At 39.3% G+C, this 19,920-nt stretch carries 27 protein-coding genes and 1 riboswitch; of the genes, 5 read left to right on the top strand and 22 right to left on the bottom strand.

Translation table 11 applies throughout. The features are described from left to right. Positions 1-107: 107 nt before the first annotated feature. Genes LI288_RS01210 through LI288_RS01200 form a run of 3 tightly spaced genes read right to left on the bottom strand, consistent with a single transcriptional unit; the run spans position 108 to position 2,774 of the window. Entirely contained in the window at positions 108-1,478 is a 1,371-nt protein-coding gene (locus tag LI288_RS01210; protein ID WP_440311441.1) for a citrate/2-methylcitrate synthase, read from the bottom strand. Between the two features lie 40 nt (positions 1,479-1,518). After that, entirely contained in the window at positions 1,519-2,133 is a 615-nt protein-coding gene (locus LI288_RS01205; protein ID WP_227089179.1) for a DUF1653 domain-containing protein, read from the bottom strand. A gap of 44 nt (positions 2,134-2,177) precedes the next feature. Then, entirely contained in the window at positions 2,178-2,774 is a 597-nt protein-coding gene (locus LI288_RS01200; protein WP_227089178.1) for a zinc dependent phospholipase C family protein, read from the bottom strand. 147 nt (positions 2,775-2,921) lie between these two features. Between LI288_RS01200 and LI288_RS01195 the strand changes: the two genes are divergently transcribed. Then, positions 2,922-3,764, top strand: a complete 843-nt coding sequence (locus LI288_RS01195) for a PHP domain-containing protein (RefSeq protein WP_227089177.1) — start codon at positions 2,922-2,924, stop codon at positions 3,762-3,764. 94 nt (positions 3,765-3,858) lie between these two features. Here LI288_RS01195 and LI288_RS01190 read toward each other — a convergent pair whose 3' ends face one another. The 9 genes from LI288_RS01190 to pheA all read right to left on the bottom strand — a co-directional run bounded on the left by LI288_RS01190 (position 3,859) and on the right by pheA (position 11,607). Further along, positions 3,859-4,692, bottom strand: a complete 834-nt coding sequence (locus LI288_RS01190) for a Cof-type HAD-IIB family hydrolase (protein WP_022432545.1) — start codon at positions 4,690-4,692, stop codon at positions 3,859-3,861. A 43-nt stretch (positions 4,693-4,735) separates the two neighbouring features. Beyond that, positions 4,736-5,917, bottom strand: a complete 1,182-nt coding sequence (locus tag LI288_RS01185) for a phosphoribosylaminoimidazolecarboxamide formyltransferase (protein WP_227089176.1) — start codon at positions 5,915-5,917, stop codon at positions 4,736-4,738. Positions 5,918-5,950: 33 nt separating this feature from the next. Continuing rightward, positions 5,951-6,664, bottom strand: a complete 714-nt coding sequence (locus LI288_RS01180; RefSeq protein WP_227089175.1) for an IMP cyclohydrolase — start codon at positions 6,662-6,664, stop codon at positions 5,951-5,953. Positions 6,665-6,782: 118 nt separating this feature from the next. Then, positions 6,783-6,899: riboswitch (ZMP/ZTP riboswitch) on the bottom strand. A 65-nt stretch (positions 6,900-6,964) separates the two neighbouring features. After that, positions 6,965-7,357 carry a hypothetical protein gene (locus LI288_RS01175; RefSeq protein ID WP_227089174.1) on the bottom strand — a complete coding sequence of 131 codons (393 nt, stop codon included), beginning with the start codon at positions 7,355-7,357 and terminating at the stop codon, positions 6,965-6,967. A gap of 111 nt (positions 7,358-7,468) precedes the next feature. Next, positions 7,469-7,912, bottom strand: coding sequence for a hypothetical protein (locus tag LI288_RS01170; RefSeq protein WP_227089173.1), 444 nt, complete (start codon positions 7,910-7,912; stop codon positions 7,469-7,471). Positions 7,913-7,942: 30 nt separating this feature from the next. Then, positions 7,943-8,350: a hypothetical protein gene (locus tag LI288_RS01165; RefSeq protein WP_227089172.1), complete on the bottom strand. Its 408-nt coding sequence runs from the start codon at positions 8,348-8,350 to the stop codon at positions 7,943-7,945. A gap of 113 nt (positions 8,351-8,463) precedes the next feature. Beyond that, positions 8,464-9,720 carry a sensor histidine kinase gene (locus LI288_RS01160; RefSeq protein WP_227089171.1) on the bottom strand — a complete coding sequence of 419 codons (1,257 nt, stop codon included), beginning with the start codon at positions 9,718-9,720 and terminating at the stop codon, positions 8,464-8,466. After that, positions 9,717-10,424: a LytR/AlgR family response regulator transcription factor gene (locus LI288_RS01155; RefSeq protein ID WP_227089170.1), complete on the bottom strand. Its 708-nt coding sequence runs from the start codon at positions 10,422-10,424 to the stop codon at positions 9,717-9,719. Before LI288_RS01155 ends, LI288_RS01160 begins: the two co-directional genes overlap by 4 nt. A gap of 52 nt (positions 10,425-10,476) precedes the next feature. Further along, positions 10,477-11,607 carry a prephenate dehydratase gene (pheA, locus tag LI288_RS01150; RefSeq protein WP_227089169.1) on the bottom strand — a complete coding sequence of 377 codons (1,131 nt, stop codon included), beginning with the start codon at positions 11,605-11,607 and terminating at the stop codon, positions 10,477-10,479. A 227-nt stretch (positions 11,608-11,834) separates the two neighbouring features. Between pheA and LI288_RS01145 the strand changes: the two genes are divergently transcribed. Then, positions 11,835-12,869: a DUF5050 domain-containing protein gene (locus LI288_RS01145; protein WP_227089168.1), complete on the top strand. Its 1,035-nt coding sequence runs from the start codon at positions 11,835-11,837 to the stop codon at positions 12,867-12,869. 137 nt (positions 12,870-13,006) lie between these two features. On the opposite strand, the gene LI288_RS01140 is transcribed toward LI288_RS01145, so the two are convergent. From LI288_RS01140 to LI288_RS01130, 3 genes are all read right to left on the bottom strand, one after another. Beyond that, complete coding sequence (locus LI288_RS01140; RefSeq protein ID WP_227089167.1) at positions 13,007-13,459, bottom strand: hypothetical protein; 453 nt, start codon at positions 13,457-13,459, stop codon at positions 13,007-13,009. Positions 13,460-13,716: 257 nt separating this feature from the next. Further along, a complete protein-coding gene (locus LI288_RS01135; RefSeq protein ID WP_227089166.1) occupies positions 13,717-14,868 on the bottom strand; it encodes a tyrosine-type recombinase/integrase in 1,152 nt (383 codons plus the stop codon). 48 nt (positions 14,869-14,916) lie between these two features. Then, the gene (locus LI288_RS01130) at positions 14,917-15,174 is read right to left on the bottom strand and encodes a hypothetical protein (RefSeq protein WP_227089165.1); all 258 of its coding nucleotides are present in this window, start codon (positions 15,172-15,174) and stop codon (positions 14,917-14,919) included. Between the two features lie 178 nt (positions 15,175-15,352). Between LI288_RS01130 and LI288_RS01125 the strand changes: the two genes are divergently transcribed. Next, entirely contained in the window at positions 15,353-15,601 is a 249-nt protein-coding gene (locus LI288_RS01125; protein ID WP_158554537.1) for a helix-turn-helix domain-containing protein, read from the top strand. Between the two features lie 21 nt (positions 15,602-15,622). Next, positions 15,623-15,847 (top strand): hypothetical protein, encoded by a 225-nt coding sequence (locus LI288_RS01120; protein ID WP_117715269.1) that lies wholly within the window; start codon positions 15,623-15,625, stop codon positions 15,845-15,847. A gap of 186 nt (positions 15,848-16,033) precedes the next feature. On the opposite strand, the gene LI288_RS01115 is transcribed toward LI288_RS01120, so the two are convergent. From LI288_RS01115 to LI288_RS01085, 7 genes are all read right to left on the bottom strand, one after another. Next, entirely contained in the window at positions 16,034-16,474 is a 441-nt protein-coding gene (locus LI288_RS01115; RefSeq protein ID WP_227089164.1) for a hypothetical protein, read from the bottom strand. Then, on the bottom strand, positions 16,471-17,355 hold the full coding sequence (locus LI288_RS01110) for a sigma-70 family RNA polymerase sigma factor (RefSeq protein ID WP_227089163.1): 885 nt from the start codon (positions 17,353-17,355) through the stop codon (positions 16,471-16,473). The genes LI288_RS01115 and LI288_RS01110 overlap by 4 nt, the downstream gene beginning before the upstream one ends. A gap of 148 nt (positions 17,356-17,503) precedes the next feature. Then, positions 17,504-17,716, bottom strand: a complete 213-nt coding sequence (locus tag LI288_RS01105; RefSeq protein WP_227089162.1) for a hypothetical protein — start codon at positions 17,714-17,716, stop codon at positions 17,504-17,506. Beyond that, positions 17,706-18,155, bottom strand: a complete 450-nt coding sequence (locus LI288_RS01100) for a helix-turn-helix domain-containing protein (RefSeq protein ID WP_227089161.1) — start codon at positions 18,153-18,155, stop codon at positions 17,706-17,708. Before LI288_RS01100 ends, LI288_RS01105 begins: the two co-directional genes overlap by 11 nt. 209 nt (positions 18,156-18,364) lie before the next feature. Further along, positions 18,365-18,688: a helix-turn-helix domain-containing protein gene (locus LI288_RS01095; protein WP_227089160.1), complete on the bottom strand. Its 324-nt coding sequence runs from the start codon at positions 18,686-18,688 to the stop codon at positions 18,365-18,367. 38 nt (positions 18,689-18,726) lie between these two features. Next, entirely contained in the window at positions 18,727-19,023 is a 297-nt protein-coding gene (locus LI288_RS01090; RefSeq protein ID WP_227089159.1) for a hypothetical protein, read from the bottom strand. Between the two features lie 9 nt (positions 19,024-19,032). Continuing rightward, on the bottom strand, positions 19,033-19,230 hold the full coding sequence (locus LI288_RS01085; RefSeq protein WP_117715261.1) for a hypothetical protein: 198 nt from the start codon (positions 19,228-19,230) through the stop codon (positions 19,033-19,035). 110 nt (positions 19,231-19,340) lie between these two features. Between LI288_RS01085 and LI288_RS01080 the strand changes: the two genes are divergently transcribed. Continuing rightward, positions 19,341-19,916 carry a helix-turn-helix domain-containing protein gene (locus LI288_RS01080; protein ID WP_227089158.1) on the top strand — a complete coding sequence of 192 codons (576 nt, stop codon included), beginning with the start codon at positions 19,341-19,343 and terminating at the stop codon, positions 19,914-19,916. The last annotated feature ends 4 nt before the right edge of the window (positions 19,917-19,920 follow it).

Here is a 19,920-nt window from a genome sequence, read left to right as displayed (position 1 = left end):
CCTCCTATCTGCCAAAAAAGGCAGCTTCTAAGTCTTTATCTATATAAATATAGCACGTTACCTGCCTGTATGCAATCTGCATTTTAAAGGAGATAACGTGCTTTTTACTACCGCTGGTCTAACGGTACATATTCTTTATGGTCACAGACATTGCGGTATGCCGGACGGATAATCTTGCCACAATTGATTAATTCTTCAATTCTGTGCGCACTCCATCCTGAAATTCTTGCCACTGCAAATATCGGTGTAAAAAGTTCCTGCGGAAGTCCCAGCATACTGTATACAAAACCGCTGTAAAAATCGACATTGGCGCTGACGCCCTTATAGATTTTGCGTTCCTTTGCAATTAATTCTGCCGCAATCCGTTCAACATCAGACATGAGTTTAAACTCTTTCTCTCTGTTCTTTGCTACAGAAAGTTCTTCTACGAAGCCCTTGAACACTCTCGCTCTAGGGTCGGATAAAGAATAAACCGCATGTCCCATTCCATATACCAGTCCGGTATGGTCAAATGCTTTTTTATGAAGAATGTCATCTAAATATGCGGTGAGTTCTTCTTCATTATCCCAGTCTTTTACATGGGCTTTGATATCTTCAAACATCTGGCTGACCTTGATATTTGCACCGCCGTGACGAGGACCTTTTAAGGATGCCAGTGAAGATACAACCGTTGAATACGTATCTGTTCCGGATGATGTTACAACGTGGTTTGTAAATGTAGAGTTATTACCGCCGCCGTGTTCTGCATGCAGTACCAGTGCAATATCCAGAATCTCTGCTTCTAACGATGTATATTTGCCGTCCGCCCTTAATAAATGCAGAATATTTTCCGCAGTTGAAAGCTTCGGGTCCGGTTCGTGGATAATCAGACTGCCACCCACATGAAAATGCCGGTATGCCTGATAGCTGTATACTGCCAGAAGCGGCAGTTCTGAAATCAGCTGTAATGACTGTCTGACAACATTCGGCACACTGGTATCGTCTGCCTTGTCGTCATATGCATAAAGCATAAGCACGCTTCGTGCCACCGCATTCATAATATCGCGGCTTGGCTTTTTCATAATAATATCCCGTACAAAATTCGGCGGAATACATCTGTAATTTCCTAAAAGTTCATTAAAATCCGCCAGCTGCTTCTTATCCGGCAGTTCACCGAAAAGCAGCAGATACGTTACTTCTTCAAATCCAAAACGCTTATCCTTTGTAAATCCTTCAATCAGCTTTTCTACATCGTGTCCTCTGTAATAAAGCTTACCGTCGCATGGGTGGGACACACCGTTTTCGTCCACTTCCGATGCCTTGACTTCCGAAATCTCTGTCAGTCCGGTTAATACGCCCTTACCGTTCAGATCGCGAAGTCCCCTCTTTACCTCGTATTTGTCATACAGGGAAATATCAATTCTGTTATTCTCCCTTGATTTTGCTGCCAGAGCTTCAATCTCCGGCGTTACTGCTGAAAAGTCCTTTGCCTCCAATATGTGTAACCTCCTTTTCCGCCATTGTCATAAAGGCATAATGCTATCTTAACCTCGTTCCCTCGTAACGGACATGTGTCCTGATACAGTCCCGAAGTGATGCATACCGTTTTTCAATCGGTCCGTCCGGGACCTCAATCTCCATAGAAGCTGCCATTGCGTTAATCACCGAATCGTCTAATTTGTCCTTGCACAGCGAAAGCACATTTAATTTTTCCGTGTAGCTTTCCGCGTCCAGAAACAGCAACAGATACGGATTTACGCCTCCCTCCTGTGACAGTTCTTCCAATTCTATTGATTCTACAGGTTCCAGTTCTGAATTTTCCTGCGTATCCGGCAGTTTTTCCGCACCGGCAGTTTGTGGCTGTACTTCCTGTGCTTTCTCTAAAGCTTTTGCCACTTCCCGCTGTGCCGGTTCTTCCACCGGATTTACCTGTTCAAACCGGTATTTCTGTGTAACTTCCGGATATTTTTCGTGGTCAACTTCACTCATAAACATCTCATAAGGTCTTACATATACCGCATAATCGCCGTACAACGCCTGATACACAACCATTTTTTCTTTGGTTTCGGAGTGATACGCAATACATCTGACCTGATATAATTTATCCTTAAAATGCCTGTAAAATCCGCCGATTACAATCTGTCTGTCTTCCATAACAATCTCCGCTCCTCTCTGAAAGGTTTTCAGTATTGATGACTTTAAGCCGCTGCTACCGCAGACACCGGATTCGAATTTCTGTAGTGTTCTAGCAGATTTAAAATTCCTGCAACTGCAACATGGCACAGTGCCACGATATATCTGCAATCCGATTCCACCGTTTTATTGCACTTTAAATACTGCTGGTGAATCTGGATTACATAGTCACACAGCTGCTGCGGCGTTGTAAAACGCTTCACAACCGTGCTGTTTACATTAATTTCTCCACTGCGTATGTAATTTCTTAATGCAAATTTCAGCTTTTTTTCATAGATACAATGCTCCCTGATAGAACCTGTAAATACACAATTATGTGGAAATGTAAAATAATCTGCCAGATAGTGGGTCACCTCCCCCAGCTTCCGGCAATAGGCTGTCGATATTTTTTTATAATCATCTGAATTCACGGTGAGCTTTCTGATAAATTCACACACCATATCAAAGGTTTCTTCCATATTATGTTTCGTAGTTACAAACGAAGGCTTGCAGTCCGGAAGCACACTTCCGACAATAAATGCCTTTCTGTGATTTTCAAGTAACTCGCTGTCAATATTGTTCAATAAATATCTTGACAATGAAACATGGGATTTCTTTCTCATTTTGCCTCGCATTCCGCTGGATAAAACAGCTTTTTAAATTACATTAAATTTTTTTCTGCAATTAATTTACATTTTAAACTAAAAATAATATAATTACAATGAAAAAATTATAAAATTGTGCAAAATTGCACTTAAAGGAGGACTTTTATGGACGCGATAGATTTACATGTACACTCAACCTTTTCGGACGGAACGCTGACACCTTCTGAACTTGTCAGCCGTGCAAAGCAGTTTCACCTTGCCGCCATGGCGCTGACCGACCACGATACCATTGAAGGGATTCCCGAAGCCGTACAGGCTGCCAGCGAACAAAACCTAGAGCTTGTTCCCGGTGTTGAATTAAGTACGTTCTGGGACGAAAAGGAAATCCACATTGTCGGCCTTTTTATTGATTATACGGACAAAACCTTCCAAAAAGAACTGGAAAGTCTGCGTGATGTCCGCCGTAACCGCAACATTACCATGTGTGAAAAATTCACACAGCTTGGCATTCCGATTGATTACAGTGATATGGAAAAGGAATATGCCGATGCCGTCATTACGCGGGCGCATTTTGCGGATTACCTGCTTAAAAAAGGCTATATAAAAAGCCGTAACGAAGCCTTTGACCGTTATATCGGTTCAAACGGTCCGTGCTATGTGCCGCGTAAAAAAATGCCCTGCGCCGAAGCTATCCGCCTGATAAAAAATGCGGGCGGTGTTCCAATCCTTGCACACCCTGTTTTATACCACCTCGGAAAAGAACCGATGAATAAGCTTATGGACTACCTCTGCGATTCGGGCATTATCGGACTGGAAGCCATCTATTCCACCTATACTGCCGGTGAGGAAATCCAGATGAAAAAACTTGCCGGTGAACGCGGACTCATTCTTTCCGGTGGTTCGGACTATCACGGTGCCAACAAACCGCACATTGAACTGGGTATTGGCAGGGGACATTTATTCGTGCCATACTCTTTATTGGATGAAATCAAAAAGCACCGCAGATAACACTTTTTTAATTCAAAAACAGCACCGGAAACTCCTTAGCGCATATCTGCATCTGCCGCTTTTCTCTCCGGTGCTGTTCTTTTATCCCTTATCTTTAATCTATACACTTCAAAATATTTTTCAAAGCATAGGCAACGCCGTCCCTGTCATGGTGCAGTGTCACCACGTCTGCCACCGCAAGCAGTCCATTGGACGCATTTTCCATAGCAATGCCGCAGCCTGCATATTCCAGCATATCAATATCATTGTCTGCATCGCCGAATGCCGCAACCTGCTTTGGATTTAATCCCAGATATTCTGTAATAAATTTCACACCGGAACGTTTTCCTGCATCCTTATATGAAATTTCCACAAGCTGGCTGATTGAACTGGTGATATAAATATCCTCCACCTCTGCCTTTAAAACTTCGATGACCTTTTGCTTCTGTGCTTCATCTTTTACCACAATGTCCATGCTGTCAAGTTCATCATCATGCTGCTTTAAAAATGAAACAATATCGTCCTGCAAATGTCTGGTAGACTGCACATATGCCACGGCATGCTCTGTTGCTCCGAATTTTACCGGGTCTTCAATATATTCTTTTGCCGCATATGCAGTGCCGCGGATAAATCCCTCATACGTAACAGGAAAATCCTTTGTCAGTTCCAGAATCTTTTTTACAGACTGCTCCGTCAGCACATAGGAACGCAGACACTGCTTGTCCTGTATTCTGTATACAGCAGCTCCGTTACTCGTTATCGCATATTCAATGCCCGGAATGGAAACAACGTCCTGCGGCAGTGTGTCAAATGCCCTTCCGCTGGCAATACACACATGAATTCCCTTTGCAACCGCCTTACGGATTGCTTCTTCATTTGCCTTTGAAAGCTTCCCTTGTGCATTTAACGTTGTCCTGTCGAGGTCTAATGCTATACATTTAATATCCATTTTCCGTTCATCTCCATTCCACTGCCCTTTCCGGGTGCTGTTCTTAGTGATGGAATAATCTCATGCCTGTAAAGCACATTGCAATGTTGTGCTTGTTGCAGGCTTCAATTACATTGTCATCACGGATTGAACCGCCCGGCTGTGCAATATATTTTACACCGCTCTTGTATGCTCTTTCAATGTTATCGCCAAATGGGAAGAATGCATCTGAGCCTAATGCCACATCTGTATTCTTATCAAGCCATGCGCGCTTTTCTTCCTTTGTAAATACTTCCGGCTTTTCTGTAAATACTCTTTCCCATTCGCCATCTGCCAAAATATCCATGTAATCTTCGCCAATATATAAATCAATCGCATTATCTCTGTCGGCACGTCCTACATTTTCCTTAAACGGAAGGTTTAATACCTTTGGATTCTGACGTAAGAACCAGTTGTCTGCCTTAGAGCCTGCAAGACGTGTACAATGGATTCTGGACTGCTGTCCCGCACCGATACCGATTGCCTGTCCGCCTTTTGCATAGCATACAGAATTGGACTGTGTATACTTTAACGTGATAAGTGCAATCATCAGATCAATCTTTGCGAATTCAGGAATTTCCTTATTGTCTGTTACAATATTTTCAAGCAGTTCCTTGTTAATCTTAAATTCATTTCTGCCCTGTTCAAATGTAACACCGAATACCTGCTTTCTCTCGATTGGTTCCGGCTTGTAATCCGCATTAATCTTGATAATGTTATAGTTGCCCTTTTTCTTTGCTTTTAAAATCGCCAGTGCTTCTTCATCATAACCCGGTGCGATGATACCGTCTGAAACTTCGTGCTGAATCAGCTTCGCGGTTGTCACGTCACACACGTCTGAAAGAGAAATGAAATCGCCGAAAGAGGACATTCTGTCTGCACCTCTTGCTCTTGCATATGCGCATGCAAGCGGTGAAAGTTCTCCAATTGCTTCATCTACCCAGTAAATCTTCTTTTCAACTTCTGTTAAAGCAATGCCTACTGCCGCACCAGCCGGAGATACATGCTTAAAAGAGGTTGCCGCAGGCAGTCCTGTTGCTTCTTTTAATTCCTTTACAAGCTGCCAGCCGTTGAAAGCATCTAAGAAATTGATATATCCCGGTCTGCCGTTTAAGATTTCTACCGGAAGTTCACTGCCGTCTGCCATAAAGATTCTAGACGGCTTCTGATTTGGGTTACAGCCGTATTTTAACTGAAATTCGTTCATTTTTTCCTCCTTGCCGCTTCTGCGGAATCTGACTTATTTATTTTTATTGATAATTCTTGTTTCGTACTTTCCGGTTTCAATGTCGATGAAACGGACGAATAAAGATACCTTGTTGTCTTCATTTAAGTTGTTCCAGATCATATTTGTAAATGTGTCAATATCACCTGAAATCCGAACCCATGTCGGCTCGCCTTCAAAACTCGGAAGCGGATTGGCATCTTTCATATAAGTATGGATAAAACGTCCTTCGCCCGCTACAGGATTTCTATAATCAAATGTATAGCGGTTGCAGGCTGCCGGATTACCGTTGTTGCTCTTTAAAATCGACATTGCATAGTCAAATGTACCATTTTCAATGTGCATAATGCCTGAAATTCTCGGTGTGTAGTTTGGTCCGTCCGGTTCAAATTCTCTTGTTCTTAATGCTTCTTCAAATGTCTTTCCCTGTTTCATTAAGTCATATACCGTATCGGTCTGGTCGCCGTTTGTTACAATCGTATCATTTCCTAAAACACGTACCGGCGCATAGATAATCAGACTTGGGTCACTTAATTTTGACGGGTCAAATGCCTGTGTGCGGATTCCTTCACCGTCTTCTACAAATACACGGTTGCGGCTGTTTTCGCTTCTGCCCATGATAAAGTAAGCTGTTACCGCTTTCTTTCCGTCCTCTGACTTACCAATCACAATTCCTCTGCCCGGATAATCACAGCCTGACAGTTCCTTTTCCAACATCTGCATTTCCATACAATCCTCTCTTTCCACTGCCTATGCAGCACTGTAGTTTTTCGATTGAAGATTTGCACCTCTATGGCATAAATCTTCGTAAAAATAATATAAGCCGGCCCCTGAGTAACCAAGCTTTAATGGTCGCCCAGGCGGTCGGCTTATCTACAAAATCTGTACTCCCTGTGGGTAATCCCACATACAGGAAAATGGTTCTTACATCTTCCTGCATTTTCCGCCAGTCGTACAGCAGCTACTATTAAGATACACTATTTTTTTCGGAAATGCAATGTTTTTTATTTTATACTTTGTCTTATATTTTTACAAACCTGCTATAAATTCATTCAAATCCGAATATTGCAGTGCATACTTTTCTTTGTCAATGCTGCTGTTCGTGCCTGCAAAAATAACCTTTACCGATGTACCGTCCGTTCCCGTGATTTCAAATGCGTAACTCCAGCCGCTCGCAGATGCCGGTGAACTTTTCGTACACATCACATTCTGCATATACGCTGTAATCTTATCAATATCATCGGCTTCTTTATAACTTTTTATTTCACCGGTGTTCCCGCTGATAATATTCACAACTGCGATATCCTGCACTTTTTCACTGACAATATCCGAAAGTTTTCTCGTACCTTCCGGCTTACTGCACCCGGCGGTTACACACAGAAGCAATATTACCGTAACGATGATGCAACTGATTTTTTTCATATTCTTCCCTATTCTGAGCAGCTTGTTGCGAAGAGGCGATGAGAAATCGCACAGGCAATTTCTCATCTGCCATCATAGATGTTTGCTTTCGCCCGGAAGCAAACATCTTGTCTAAAACGGATTATAGTGCTGCATTTTACTGTTGATATAAAAATTGGCAAACTCCGAAATCGCTCTTAACTGCTCTTTTACTTCCTCTTTATTCTCAATGTCTTCGACAACTTCTACCTGCCAGCAGTGCCATGCATACCATGTTAATACTTTATATTTACTGCTAAATTGAGGTAAGCCCCTTACATTTTCCATATAATCCAGTCCCAAAGCATAATCCTTTTTGAACTGTTTCATGGCTTTTGACGGATTTTTGAATACCGGACGTCCATATGAATTTGCACCGATTTCATATGCGGTATTTTCTCCAAATTCGATTTTGCTTCCGTCTGTGTGAAATGCTTCGCTTTTTACCGGAACATATGCCCGGAACCACACCACAAACAATATGACTGCTGCCAAAATGAGTATGGTGAACGGAATGATTCGTTTCATTGTTTTCATATGCTTTCCCTCCATTCAGAAATTCAATAACTACTCACTCAATTCATCAAATAATTCTTTTAATGAATTTTCCATTGAGTCACCGTTTTTCACTTTATAGACTTTGTTATCTACCTTAACCCGGTTGGTGTCTATGCAGGTAATGAATGTTTGTTTATTTTCCCATTCAAATTTTATCCCGTAACTCCAGCCCGTTTTAGAATCACTATAAAAATAATCCGGTTGTAATTTGTACTCCCCAAAATATTGTACAAGCCTTTCTATATCCTCAGCATTTCTAACTACCGCAATATCTCCCGTTCCGCCGGATACAATACTCACTTGCTCAATATCCGAAATATTTCCTGCATACAGCGAATTCAGTTTCCTAGATTTAAAATAAAACAGTATTATTACAATAATAACAACAATTACTATAACCATAATTTTTTTCTTCATGTCTTGCTCCTATTATTAATCAAATACTTCTTGTCAATCATACATAATCTAAATATGTATTACAATCCCCTCTGTCGTAAACGGTCGTTATTTTGACGTAAGCGGTCATTTTTTTACAATATAATCTCACAATAAAAAAAACTGTCTTTTTCATAAAAATCTAGTGTTCCATCCAGCTGCTGTACCGTTTCCTTTATAATTTTTATGCCATATCCGTGCCTACTGCTTTTTTTACTTGTGTATTCCAATCCCTGATGTTGCAGGACTGATTCTGCAATCGCATTTTTAATCACGATATCCAGTACATCTTCATCACTTTGAATGCTGATTCCAATAATCCTGTCATTTACAGGAAGTTTAAGCTGCGCTTCTATAGCGTTGTCCAGTGCATTTCCCAATATACTACACATATCTACTTCGGATATCTGTTTTAACTTCCGGCATACATATACCTCTGTCTGTATTCCTTTTTCCCTGCAAAACATCAATTTTGCATTTAGGATAGTATTGACAACAATACTATCTGTATAAACCATATCTCCCAATATAAGTGTTCTTTGCGTATATTCTGCTAAATAACGACGCATTCCCTCAATATCCGGTATTTCACTGTAAAGATACCCATTCAGGCTCTGCAAGTGCTTTTTTAAATCATGCCTTGTTTTTTTTATCTGCTCATCAATTTCATGAATACCGCGCATATATAATTCCTGCTGCTGCCGTTTTCGTTCCTGCTGCATATAGTATTGTTCTCTTTGTTGTTCTTCTTTTGTCCGCAAAAAAAGATAAATTAGTATACTATCAATTAATACAATGCCTACTACACTATACATTCTGCTTGCTGTCGTAAACAGCAGCAAATACACTATTCCTACTGATATAATGACAACAACTACAAGCAATACCTTCTCTGCTGTATTAGATAATCCGGATATTTTTTTTATTCCCCACATACTTAACAATGCTACAAAAAAATATATAACTGACAAATTCACCATATATATTTTTATTAATATCGTAGATACTATTCCATTTGTTAATATAACGGCAATACTAAAAAACGTTATTACAACTGTCGCTTTGCTAACTGCCACATACCCTTTTGCTTTTTCTCCAATAATTCCATATATACTTAACATAACCCATTGTGCCGGAATATTCCACCACACAGAATACTCATTTATCCAGAAAAACTGCATAAATACCGTAATTCCTATCACAGCAACCCCCATTGCTATATATCTGTTTTCTCTGTCTTTTTGTGACGGAACTGCTAAAAGTGTATGCATCTGTTCTAACATTAACAAACTGATAAAAATACTTCCTAGTCCATTTACTAAAAATTTATCACTTCCATATCCCCATATCATACCTTCACCATCGTTCTTTTATATTCCTTATATTTTTTCAATACATTAGTCTTATTCCTTCTGCTAATTTCCAATTCTACTCCATTATCTAAAAGTATTTTTTCTTCCGCTATATGAATTCTTTTTATATACTTTAAGTTTACAATATATTTTTTATGTATTTTTACAAAATCATATGACAAAAGCTGTTTTTCCATTTGGGACAGCGTATTTCTGATTTCATAATCATATTTGTTTGTGTGGATTATAATATAGTGATTATCGCTTTGAATATATATGATACTGGAAACTGCTATACTTTCACTACTGCCATATATATCAAATTGTACGATTCCATTTTGTTTTAATTTTCCTTTTAATTTACTGATTACCTTCGGAAGTACCTGTTGATACTGTGCCTTCCTTAAAAAATAGAACGGCTGATATTCAAAGCTGTCATATACCATTAAATCATTTGAGGTAAGAAAAATAATATTCGTTTCCTTTCCACAATGAGCCAGCTTTTCTGCTGTTTCAAATCCCGTCATTCCACCCATATACAAATCCAGAAAAACGGCATCATAATTACATTTTTTACAGCCTGCAAGAAACATTTCCCCACTATAATAAATATCAATAATATCGTTATATTGAAGACAGTCTGTCAACTGTCGCTTTAATGTGGTGCAAAATTCTATATCATCATCACATATAGCTATATTCATAGACTTTCCCCCTCTTTAAAATCACATTCTATACGGATATCCCGCCGGGAAATTAGTAATTTCCCAGCAGCTTTATCTTTTTGGATTCCTCCTCAATGCCACGCAGTGCGTTAATAACCCGCGGGTCATCAATATTGCCTTCAAAGTCTACGAAAAAGCGGAACTCCCACTCTCTGCCTTCAATCGGGCGTGATTCAATTTTGTTCATGTTAAGTCCGTTGTAAATGATGTGGCTTAACAGGTTGTAGAGTGTTCCGGCTTCGTTTGCCGTTTCAAATACAATGCTCATCTTCTTCGCATTTTTTACAAATTTTCTTGTATTCGTAACAATGACAAAACGGGTCGTATTGTTGTCCAAATCATTAATTTTATGCTTTAACACTTCCAGTCCGTATACCTGTGCCGCTTCTTCACTTGCAATGGCAACATGGGACGGATTCTTTTCCAAAAGCACCTTCTGGGCGCTCTGCGCTGTATTTGCCTGACTAATCTGATTCCAGTCCTTGTGCTGTTCCAAAAATCCCTCACACTGCATTAAGCCCTGCGGGTGGGAATAAACAGTTGTTACTTTGTCCAAATCCGTACCCGGAAGACCAAGCAGTGCATGTTCTACCTTGATATAAGTTTCTGCAATAATATAGTTATTATATTCCTGCAATAAATCATAAACACCTGCTACGATACCGGCTGTTGAATTTTCAATCGGAAGCACCGCATAATCTGCCTTGCCCATTTTAACTGCTTCCATGGCATCGCGCCATGTCGGCACATGAAAATTTTCTACATTTTCACCAAAGTAACGCTTCATGGCAATATAGCTGTATGCCCCCGGAACACCCTGATAAACGACCTTGCAGTTGGCCTTGTCCACTTCGTCCACAGCTTCGTACGGCTCTCGTAATGTCTGACCGTTTTCTTCTAATAAACGGTACTGCATTTTTCTGGAATTTGCCATAATCTGTGAAAATAAATCATTGATTGCATGGACATTTTCCGGGTTCTGAACCATTTTTGTGATTGCCGCCAGTTTTGCATTTTCTCTTTCCGTATCCAGCACTTTCTTGCCGGTAGAAATTTTATATTCCGCTACTGAATGACAAAGTGCCATTCGTTCTTCAAATAATGATACAAGCTGTTTATCAATTCCGTCTATTTTTCCCCTGATTTCACCTAAATCTAACATTTTAATCCTCATTTCCGCTTTGCTCTGACACTTTTTCACTCACTGTCGGGCATTCGCCCTATCGTCCGAAAGTCCAGAAAAGAACTCTGTGCAAGCACAGTTCTTTTCTATCCTTCCGTCCGGCACGGCTCATTGCTTACGCACATTATACCATAATTTCTTTTGTATCGCACTATGATTTGTGATATAATTCTTTATAATTATGATTTTAGGAAATGAGGCTTTTTATGAAACTGAAACGTAGTGTGAAATTTATCATTCCGGCTGTTGTTATTGTCCTGATTCTTGTGGCAGTGGTTGTTCACGCAATGCCAAAGAAAAAGCAGACGAACAGCGCCGATGCCGCCGGAAATACTGCCGGAAATTTAATGAACGGCGGATTATTTTGCGAGTACAACAATAAAATTTATTTTGCCAATCCATACGACCACAATTATCTCTACGTCATGGATTCCGATTGCAGTAATGCCCGTATGCTCAACTCCGACAGCGTGGCATCGTTAAACATTTACAATGATAAAATTTATTATGTAAAGAACAATTTTTCCAAAGAAATGATTGGTACGATTCTGCGCGGTCAGTTATTCGGCATTTATCAGACGGATTTGGAAGGGCAGAATTCGACAATGCTTTACAATCATCTGACCGGCTCTGTCAGTCTGTGCGGCAATTATCTGTATTACCAGCACTACGAAAGCGATGTCGGCATTACCTTACACCGCATGGACATTGACGGCGAAAATGATAAACTGGTTTCAAACACGCCTTACAATCCTTCCTGTGTCAGTGAGGGTAAAATTTATTTTTCCAATACAGATAAGAAAAATGTTATCAGCACGCTCGACCCGAAGGACGATTCCATTTCCCTGTATTACGATGCGAATTCATATTTACCGGATTCCGAGGGGAATTATGTTTACTACATTGATATTTCCAAGGGATATTCACTGGTGCGTGTCAATAAGAATACAAAGACGGTTGAACTGCTTTACGGAAAAGAAAACTGCAAGGTGATTAATTATAACCTGTATGGCAGTAAAATTTTCTTCCAGCTGGAGGGCGATGATAATCCGGGTCTATACCGCATGAATGCCGACGGTACGCAGGTGGAATATATTGCGAACGGCGATTTGACCAATATCCACTGCACCTCACAGTATACGTTTTTCCAGTATTTTGACAATCAGGGAGTTTTATACCGCGTGCCGACCATGGGCGCGATTAGCTACCCGGAAGAAATCCGGATTCAGAAGGAAAGTTAATTTCAAAAAAGATTGACAAATATCTTTATTAATCGTATATGATTTGTAACAGAACCCGCCAAGCCTAGTCTTACTTTTGTAAGAATGCGCAACCCGGCGGGTCCTTTTGTCTTCTATCATTTTTATCTGCCGTATAATCAACCTTCTACAGTCTGTGCCAGTTCCGTAACCGTTTCTTCGGATAGTTCCGTTAGTTCTGCTACATCTGAAATACTTTTTCCCATTCGCAAAAGTTTCGCCGCACGCTGCATCCGGGCAATTCCTTCTGCTTCGCCCTCTGCACGTCCACGATTTAAAATATCTTTTGCTTCATAATTTAATACTTTTCCACCCATTTGTCTGCACACTTCCTTCGCAACATTTTCATATTTTACGGCAAGATTTTCTATGACTTTACGTGACATATCAAGAAATCCCGGTACAATATACGATACCGCTCCTCCCGGCGTATTCACCCTTATTGTCATAACCTTCGGCGTATTTTTAGTATGCCGCAAAGAAACAATCGCAGAATTAGGGAAATTAACCGTCAGCGTGTCCGATGAAAGTTTCCTGTTTTCCAATGCTATCTGCGTATCATATTCAAACACATTAATACTATTCCTACAATTCATCACACACCTGGAAAATATAAAACTTAATAATTGTTTTTCATCTTGTTTTGTCTTTATTTCTGGTTGTGCCAAATACACATTTTTCTCTATTTTATATTTCATCACATTACATCATATGTTATTGAAAAGTGTGTCAAAAGGTGTGTCACGTTCATAGTATAACATATATTTATGATCCAAGAAATAAAAAGAGAGGTCACACAAGCACCTCATGTACCTGCTGCCTCTCTCTATCACAACACCGCCATTATCTTATTAAGCTCTTTCCTCTTTGTATCTTCCATCACATCGCAATAAAGATCCATTGTCATTGCAAACGTGCTGTGTCCGAGAATTGCTTGTAAAACTTTCGGGTCCATGCCATTCTCTATGCACCTGGTAGCAAAACAGTGACGTAATGTGTGAAAAGTGCAGGTATCTATCTTAACTCCTGCTTCCTTCATATCCGCAACTATTTTTCTCTGATCCGTTCTCACGTTCATATCAAAATGTGGTGTTCCATGATTTGACGTAAATACAATATTCTCCATTCCTTCCAGTGGTTGCCAATACTTACCAGTTTTAAATTTCTGCAGACGTTGTTTACTTCTCCATTCTTTCAGAAGTACATACAATTCACTGCCTTTTTCCATTGGTATGATTCGGCGGCTGGCCTTTGATTTTGGAGTATCTAAGTATTGTCCCTTACCAGGGACATAGCAAAGTGTATGTGTAATATGGATTTCTCCATGCTCAAAATCCACGTCTTGCCATTGCAACCCCAAGACTTCCCCTATTCTCATACCAGTAAGGCTCGCCATACGATACAATGGATAATAATAACTCTCTTTGGCAACTTCCAGGAATTGCTTTTCTATATCTGCAGATAATGCTTTTCCCTTTTTACTATCTTTGAATTTCGGCGGTGTGGTATTTTCCATAGGGTTCTTTGATATAATCCCATTTCTTGCCGCCTGCCTCAAAGAATCATACAATAAAAAATTTATGGTTGATGCAACTGTTTTTGATCGTTCTGTAGCTGCTTTGTTAATAAATTTTTGTATCATATCCGCTCTCAAATTTTTTACCTGCTTTTTCCCGAATATCTTTTTTATATACCGATTGTAGACATTCTTGTAAAGATTTATAGTTGATTCCTTGCAATCTGCTTTTTTGTATACATCCAGCCATTCCACAAACCATGCATCAAACAAAATAGCCTTTTCTTTGCTGTATAATCCGTGCTCAACCTCGTATCTTTTATCTCTCAATGCTTTTTTTGCATCTGGAAGTTTTCGGCTATATCCGGAATATGTCACACCCGAATACTTGAAACGCCACATATACCGCCCGTCTTTCCGCAATGTTATGCCAGTAGGCAGCCCTTTATCTTTTTGCTTCGCCATATAATCACATCCTCCAAACAGATGAGGCAGTGTGCCCCACCCAGATAATTATTTGCATTCTTGCATAATCTCCATTGCCAGCTTGAAACCTAAAATAAACCCGGCTTTCTCTGAGGATCTGGCAAAAGCAACACTATTGTCAAAAATCTGCTGTTGCTTTCTATAATCTTCCTGGATTTCTCCCGTAAATACTTTATCAAGGGTTACAGACAGTTTATCAAATTCCCTTTTCTGTTCTTCACTATATGGGGTTTCCTCATTTTGGCTTGCTTTATAATTCTCATAAATTTGTTCGATTGCTTTCATGTTCGTACTCCTTTGCTTTTATTTATAACATTTCGTTTATGATTACATATTACACTATTCTTGTTATGCTGTCAAATATTTTTACACTTTTTTGATTACATTCTATATTTTTTCAATTGCAAATATTTCTAATCAAGATTATAATATAAACATCAATCCATAGAAGGAGGTGCAACCAGTGGTAAGTGACAAAATTAAGGCTCTATTGAATATAAAAGGTAAAAAATACAAAGAACTTGCTCAGTTATTTGGAATAAGCGAGCAGGCTATGCGAAATAAATTTGCTAGAGGCAGTTTCTCAGCAGATGAACTAATTAGAATTGCTGACTTTGTGAATTGCCAACTTGCTTTTAATATTGATGCTGATCAAAAAGTCATTTTAACAATAGAAGATTTGAGAAATCCTGTTACTAATACCGAAAAATAATCTAAACATAGGAGGCTCGCTATGGATATATCAAAACGTTACAGTGTAGAGTTAAACAAAATCAATAATCATCTGACGGATCTTGAACGAGGACGTATATATGAACTTACCCAAACACCAGGAACTCCGTCCTGTGCTACTATGGCTCAACATCTTCGAGAAGATATTTCCACTCTTCTTGATTTAATTGAAAACGACAAACCTGGAGTATTAGAAAAAGTGTCCAACGTAACAAATAAAATATAAGTTGCTTTAGTGGTATACACTCGGATGATTCGTTTTGTCCGAGTGTTTTTCTTACCATTTGGTAATTCTATATGCATAATATCAATTGCGCCACTTCTTACCATCTATATTATCTATATATAACGTCGATATGACCGCAGGGAGCGTTTATCTCGCACTATATGGGGAAATTATTGTTTTTACCTTTTACACGCTGTTATCGCTTATATAATTCAAAAACAAAATATCTGCCAGCTCACGAATACAAGTATCGATATATCTTTTAAATGTTCCATCACTTATCCCCAGTTTCTTTTCTATCTGAACATGAGACATAGGCTTTTTCACAATATATTCAAATACCATTGCATTATGCCTAATACTATATGTATTATCCTGCTGCATCACATGATTTAATTCCGCGTGACGTCTAACAAGCCAATCCACATATTTTCTTATTGTGCTTTCTGCTGATTCAAACCTATACCGGTTTAACGCTTCCCTTATTACTTCCGCAGCAAATCCATGTTCCTGGTCCTGTGAATCTTCTTTCCCTTCCTTAACCATTAAAATTATAAAATCATGTATTTGTTCCACTGCTGCACACCTGGCGCATTCTTTTACCTGTTCAAATTCTTCTGCTGTCATAGCAACAAATTCCTTTCATCCTCTGATAATTCATTGAAATCTTGCACAATCTTCTTTCTTGCGCGTTCAGCTGCAGACACTGATAAAAACGACAAGAGAGCATTTCTGTATTTTCCAATTCTTATTTGCTTAAATGCTTCGGTTTTAATCCGTGAAATATTTTGTCTTGTACATCCCATATATTCCGCAATCGTTTTTTCACTATACCCCTGGTAATATAGAGCCTTCAAAACTAATTGTTCACGCTCTGACAACTCTGCAAGTGCTTTCTGCAGTTCTATGTGCAACTCTTCCGCATATGAATTTGCAAGTGCATCATCCGATACGCATTCCGAGCTTGCAATCATATCCATTACAGTTCCGGAATCCTTATCGCTTTCGTTCAAATAACTGTCAAGACTCTGCATTTCCATTTTCCGGATAGTCTCAACTACAGAGCGTATAGCATTATCAGACCACGATAATATTTTCTGAATGTTTTCAATCGTTGCCGATTGCCCTTTGCTTCTCAGATTTTCTTTTGCCTGCGTATATTCTTTTATGCGTTTTCGCATATATGCAGGAAGACGCAACGCCTGGCCATTTTTATCATAATATTTATATATCGATTTTCTGATATAGCTTTCGGCATAGGTGAAAAACTTTACACCGGCAGCAGGATCATATCTTCTCACAGCTTCCATTATTCCTATAAATGCCTGTTGTTCCAGATCCTCAAAATCTTGTCGATGTACATTCCGCTGTAAGCCAGTGGCCTGATGTATAATTTTCTGAACAAGTCCCATGTTTGAAACCCATAACTCTGTTAATAGCTCTTGTCGATCTCCGACAACGCTTTGTATCTGGCTTACAATTTGTTCATTTCTTCCGACTGAATCCACCTATATTCCCTCCTTCCAATATTGATACAGTGTAAGATTTCTTACATAATTTCTTCTAGGGTTTCTACAAGGATTCTTTACTAGATATTAGAGATTAGATAATAGAGATAGAATAATATATATGCTCATATCCCTCTGTAGCCATATATCAAATTATGTTCATTGCCCGATTAAAGGCTGTAGATATAAATATCCGAGCTTCTATCTCCGAAACATCCGTTGCATCTTTCTCATAAAATCCGTTTGCATCTGTTGCCACAATGCAGGTGTACAAACTGCCATCTGCTCGCCGGCATAAATATCTAACTTCATCCGAGAGAACATCCACAAAAATAATATAATTCTGTTTATTATTCTTCATCGCCTACACCTCTTTCATTGTCCGGAATATAAATATTGACTTCGGTCCCTTCGTCACTAAAACCAGTACCACCATTCCAATATTCTGGTTTTCGGTTTTTTAACCAGAATATTTGTGCTGTGGTATCTCCTGGAATATGTTTCTTTGTTACGATCCTTTTTACAACTTTTCCGTCTTTGGTTTCTTCTCGTATTTCCTCATAATCATAACCTTTTGCTCTCTTAAACAGAGCATTCTCAATTTCTCTGTCGGCTGCATCCTTACCCTTTTTTAAGGCATGACATATCTGCCAATATTCATTTTTCCACCGGTAAAGTGTTCTTACACTTATTCCCATGTTTTCGGCTATCTGCTCATCAGATAAGCCATCCCTGGCCCAGCCTTGAAGGAGCAACAATTTATCATCATCCAGCCACTCGCTTGCTTTTCCCTTCGCCATCGTTGCCCCTCCTTCCTGTTGGTGCACGTATCACATTCATAAAACATTGTTTCCGATCAATTACTATAGCATTTCACCACGACGGAAAAACACGGTCATTTTGCCAAATGACCATATTATTTCGTAGAAATAATATTCATGTGTTTATCCTGGTACTGTTTTATCTTGGTATTGTTTATTCTGGTATTGTTATAGTCCTCATTTTCGACCTACTGATTTTCGGTAGTTCGATTCTCGACTTCTCTATTTTGAAGAAATCGAAAGTCCTTCAATTTATAAATATTGTTACAATAGAGATTGCCTTTTTTTAATTTAACCTTTTCCACAATGCCACGTTCTATAAGCGCATTCATGTGTTTATAAAATCGGTTTTTTCCCATTCCAGACACATTTATAAGCGTTTCAATGCTTGGATAGCAGCTTCGCTTTTTATCTGCATAGCAAGCTAAACACGCATATATTAGCCGTGACTCCGGTGTAAGTGTCGGATCTTCTATAATGGCTCTATCCACTTTTCCATAGCCTCCTTTCATTATGTGTTTGCCTCCTTTTGCTTGCTAATCTTGGGGGGTTAGGGCATGAATGTCTGCTGCCCCTCAACTTCTCCCAATGCCCGGCGTGCGCTCTGTATTGCAATAAATGAATGTTTTGCTCTTTTTTCCATAAAATTACAAAACTCTCTGATTTCATCTTTATTCGCCGGGAGATAATAACCGGCAGAAGATGAACATATTACAATGCCCTTTACTCTATCTTCTGTAACAATGTCCCTCAATACCCGATCACTCACGCCAATTTTTGCAGCTAACTCACGTGCGGAGATTGCATTGCTCTTCCCTGTAGGAAGTATATTTCTTAAATCATCCATGCCGTCCTCCTATTCACTGATTGCATCAAGATATTTCTGGATTTTTCCGACATTCCATAAAACCCTACGCCCTACCTGCACCCTTGCTTGTGCAGCAGTGCCAATTTCTACGGCGGTCTTTCTTCCAGAGCTAAGCATCGCCTGCAGTCCGTTGGTATCAACCATTTTTCTATCTTCTAATGTTCCGATCTGTTTTGTCGCGTTCATCATTCTACCCCTTTCTTGTCTTTATCTGTTTTTCGTGTTGCTTTACATAGCGTAACATGATATTATATGTAATATAAGACGTACTTTTCGAGTACAAAGGAGCGATATTATTGAAAAGAGAGCGTGTTAAATTACGTAGTTTCGGAGAAAAATTAAAAAGGATCAGAACTAAATGTGGATTAACACAAGATAAATTTGCTGATGAAATGAATATCTCCCTCGATACTGTTAAGAACTGGGAGCAAGGATATAATTATCCATCTATAGACATGCTTGTATCGATTTCAGAATATTTCAAATGTGATTTAGATTATTTGATAGGGCAGCAGTCAATGCCTAATAAGGAGTTTTCTCACATTGCTGATATGATAGGAATTTCAGAGCGAGCTGCTGCTTTGCTTGTTAATGCGAAAGAACAAAGCGATCCTATTACAGAAGTACTTTCAGAACTTATAGAAAACTATTCACTGCTCGAAAATATATACTCATGCTCGACAGCAAATTATGGTAGTGTCGGCACATTCATTGATGTATCTGATCCATTTCAGCCAAAAGGGAAGCGCTCAATGTTTGTCACTCCTCAAAAAGTGCGCCAGGCTGATTCTATGGATTTATTTAATAACCTGCAGGAATTTGTTGATAATTTACGCAAGAAATATGGTCTTCCGACGTCTAAAGAGAGATAATTTC

The sequence above is a fragment of the Lachnospira pectinoschiza genome (genome assembly GCF_020564355.1).
GTDB classification, from domain to species: domain Bacteria; phylum Bacillota; class Clostridia; order Lachnospirales; family Lachnospiraceae; genus Lachnospira; species Lachnospira intestinalis.
The sequence above is the reverse complement of the archived record's forward strand: the minus strand, read 5'-3'. Positions and strand labels throughout refer to the sequence as shown.

Excerpts from the sequence above, each read along its gene's own strand:
- LI288_RS01120 (WP_117715269.1), top strand. The coding sequence starts at position 15,623 with ATGGATATATCAAAACGTTACAGTGTAGAGTTAAACAAAATCAATAAT.
- LI288_RS01170 (WP_227089173.1), bottom strand. The coding sequence starts at position 7,912 with ATGAAAACAATGAAACGAATCATTCCGTTCACCATACTCATTTTGGCA.
- pheA (WP_227089169.1), bottom strand. The coding sequence starts at position 11,607 with ATGTTAGATTTAGGTGAAATCAGGGGAAAAATAGACGGAATTGATAAA.
- LI288_RS01115 (WP_227089164.1), bottom strand. The coding sequence starts at position 16,474 with ATGACAGCAGAAGAATTTGAACAGGTAAAAGAATGCGCCAGGTGTGCA.
- LI288_RS01180 (WP_227089175.1), bottom strand. The coding sequence starts at position 6,664 with ATGGAAATGCAGATGTTGGAAAAGGAACTGTCAGGCTGTGATTATCCG.
- LI288_RS01085 (WP_117715261.1), bottom strand. The coding sequence starts at position 19,230 with ATGAACGCGACAAAACAGATCGGAACATTAGAAGATAGAAAAATGGTT.
- LI288_RS01095 (WP_227089160.1), bottom strand. The coding sequence starts at position 18,688 with ATGAAAGGAGGCTATGGAAAAGTGGATAGAGCCATTATAGAAGATCCG.
- LI288_RS01145 (WP_227089168.1), top strand. The coding sequence starts at position 11,835 with ATGAAACTGAAACGTAGTGTGAAATTTATCATTCCGGCTGTTGTTATT.
- LI288_RS01165 (WP_227089172.1), bottom strand. The coding sequence starts at position 8,350 with ATGAAGAAAAAAATTATGGTTATAGTAATTGTTGTTATTATTGTAATA.
- LI288_RS01200 (WP_227089178.1), bottom strand. The coding sequence starts at position 2,774 with ATGAGAAAGAAATCCCATGTTTCATTGTCAAGATATTTATTGAACAAT.
- LI288_RS01100 (WP_227089161.1), bottom strand. The coding sequence starts at position 18,155 with ATGGCGAAGGGAAAAGCAAGCGAGTGGCTGGATGATGATAAATTGTTG.
- LI288_RS01195 (WP_227089177.1), top strand. The coding sequence starts at position 2,922 with ATGGACGCGATAGATTTACATGTACACTCAACCTTTTCGGACGGAACG.
- LI288_RS01105 (WP_227089162.1), bottom strand. The coding sequence starts at position 17,716 with ATGAAGAATAATAAACAGAATTATATTATTTTTGTGGATGTTCTCTCG.
- LI288_RS01130 (WP_227089165.1), bottom strand. The coding sequence starts at position 15,174 with ATGAAAGCAATCGAACAAATTTATGAGAATTATAAAGCAAGCCAAAAT.
- LI288_RS01190 (WP_022432545.1), bottom strand. The coding sequence starts at position 4,692 with ATGGATATTAAATGTATAGCATTAGACCTCGACAGGACAACGTTAAAT.
- LI288_RS01205 (WP_227089179.1), bottom strand. The coding sequence starts at position 2,133 with ATGGAAGACAGACAGATTGTAATCGGCGGATTTTACAGGCATTTTAAG.
- LI288_RS01155 (WP_227089170.1), bottom strand. The coding sequence starts at position 10,424 with ATGAATATAGCTATATGTGATGATGATATAGAATTTTGCACCACATTA.
- LI288_RS01135 (WP_227089166.1), bottom strand. The coding sequence starts at position 14,868 with ATGGCGAAGCAAAAAGATAAAGGGCTGCCTACTGGCATAACATTGCGG.
- LI288_RS01090 (WP_227089159.1), bottom strand. The coding sequence starts at position 19,023 with ATGGATGATTTAAGAAATATACTTCCTACAGGGAAGAGCAATGCAATC.
- LI288_RS01160 (WP_227089171.1), bottom strand. The coding sequence starts at position 9,720 with ATGATATGGGGATATGGAAGTGATAAATTTTTAGTAAATGGACTAGGA.
- LI288_RS01175 (WP_227089174.1), bottom strand. The coding sequence starts at position 7,357 with ATGAAAAAAATCAGTTGCATCATCGTTACGGTAATATTGCTTCTGTGT.
- LI288_RS01185 (WP_227089176.1), bottom strand. The coding sequence starts at position 5,917 with ATGAACGAATTTCAGTTAAAATACGGCTGTAACCCAAATCAGAAGCCG.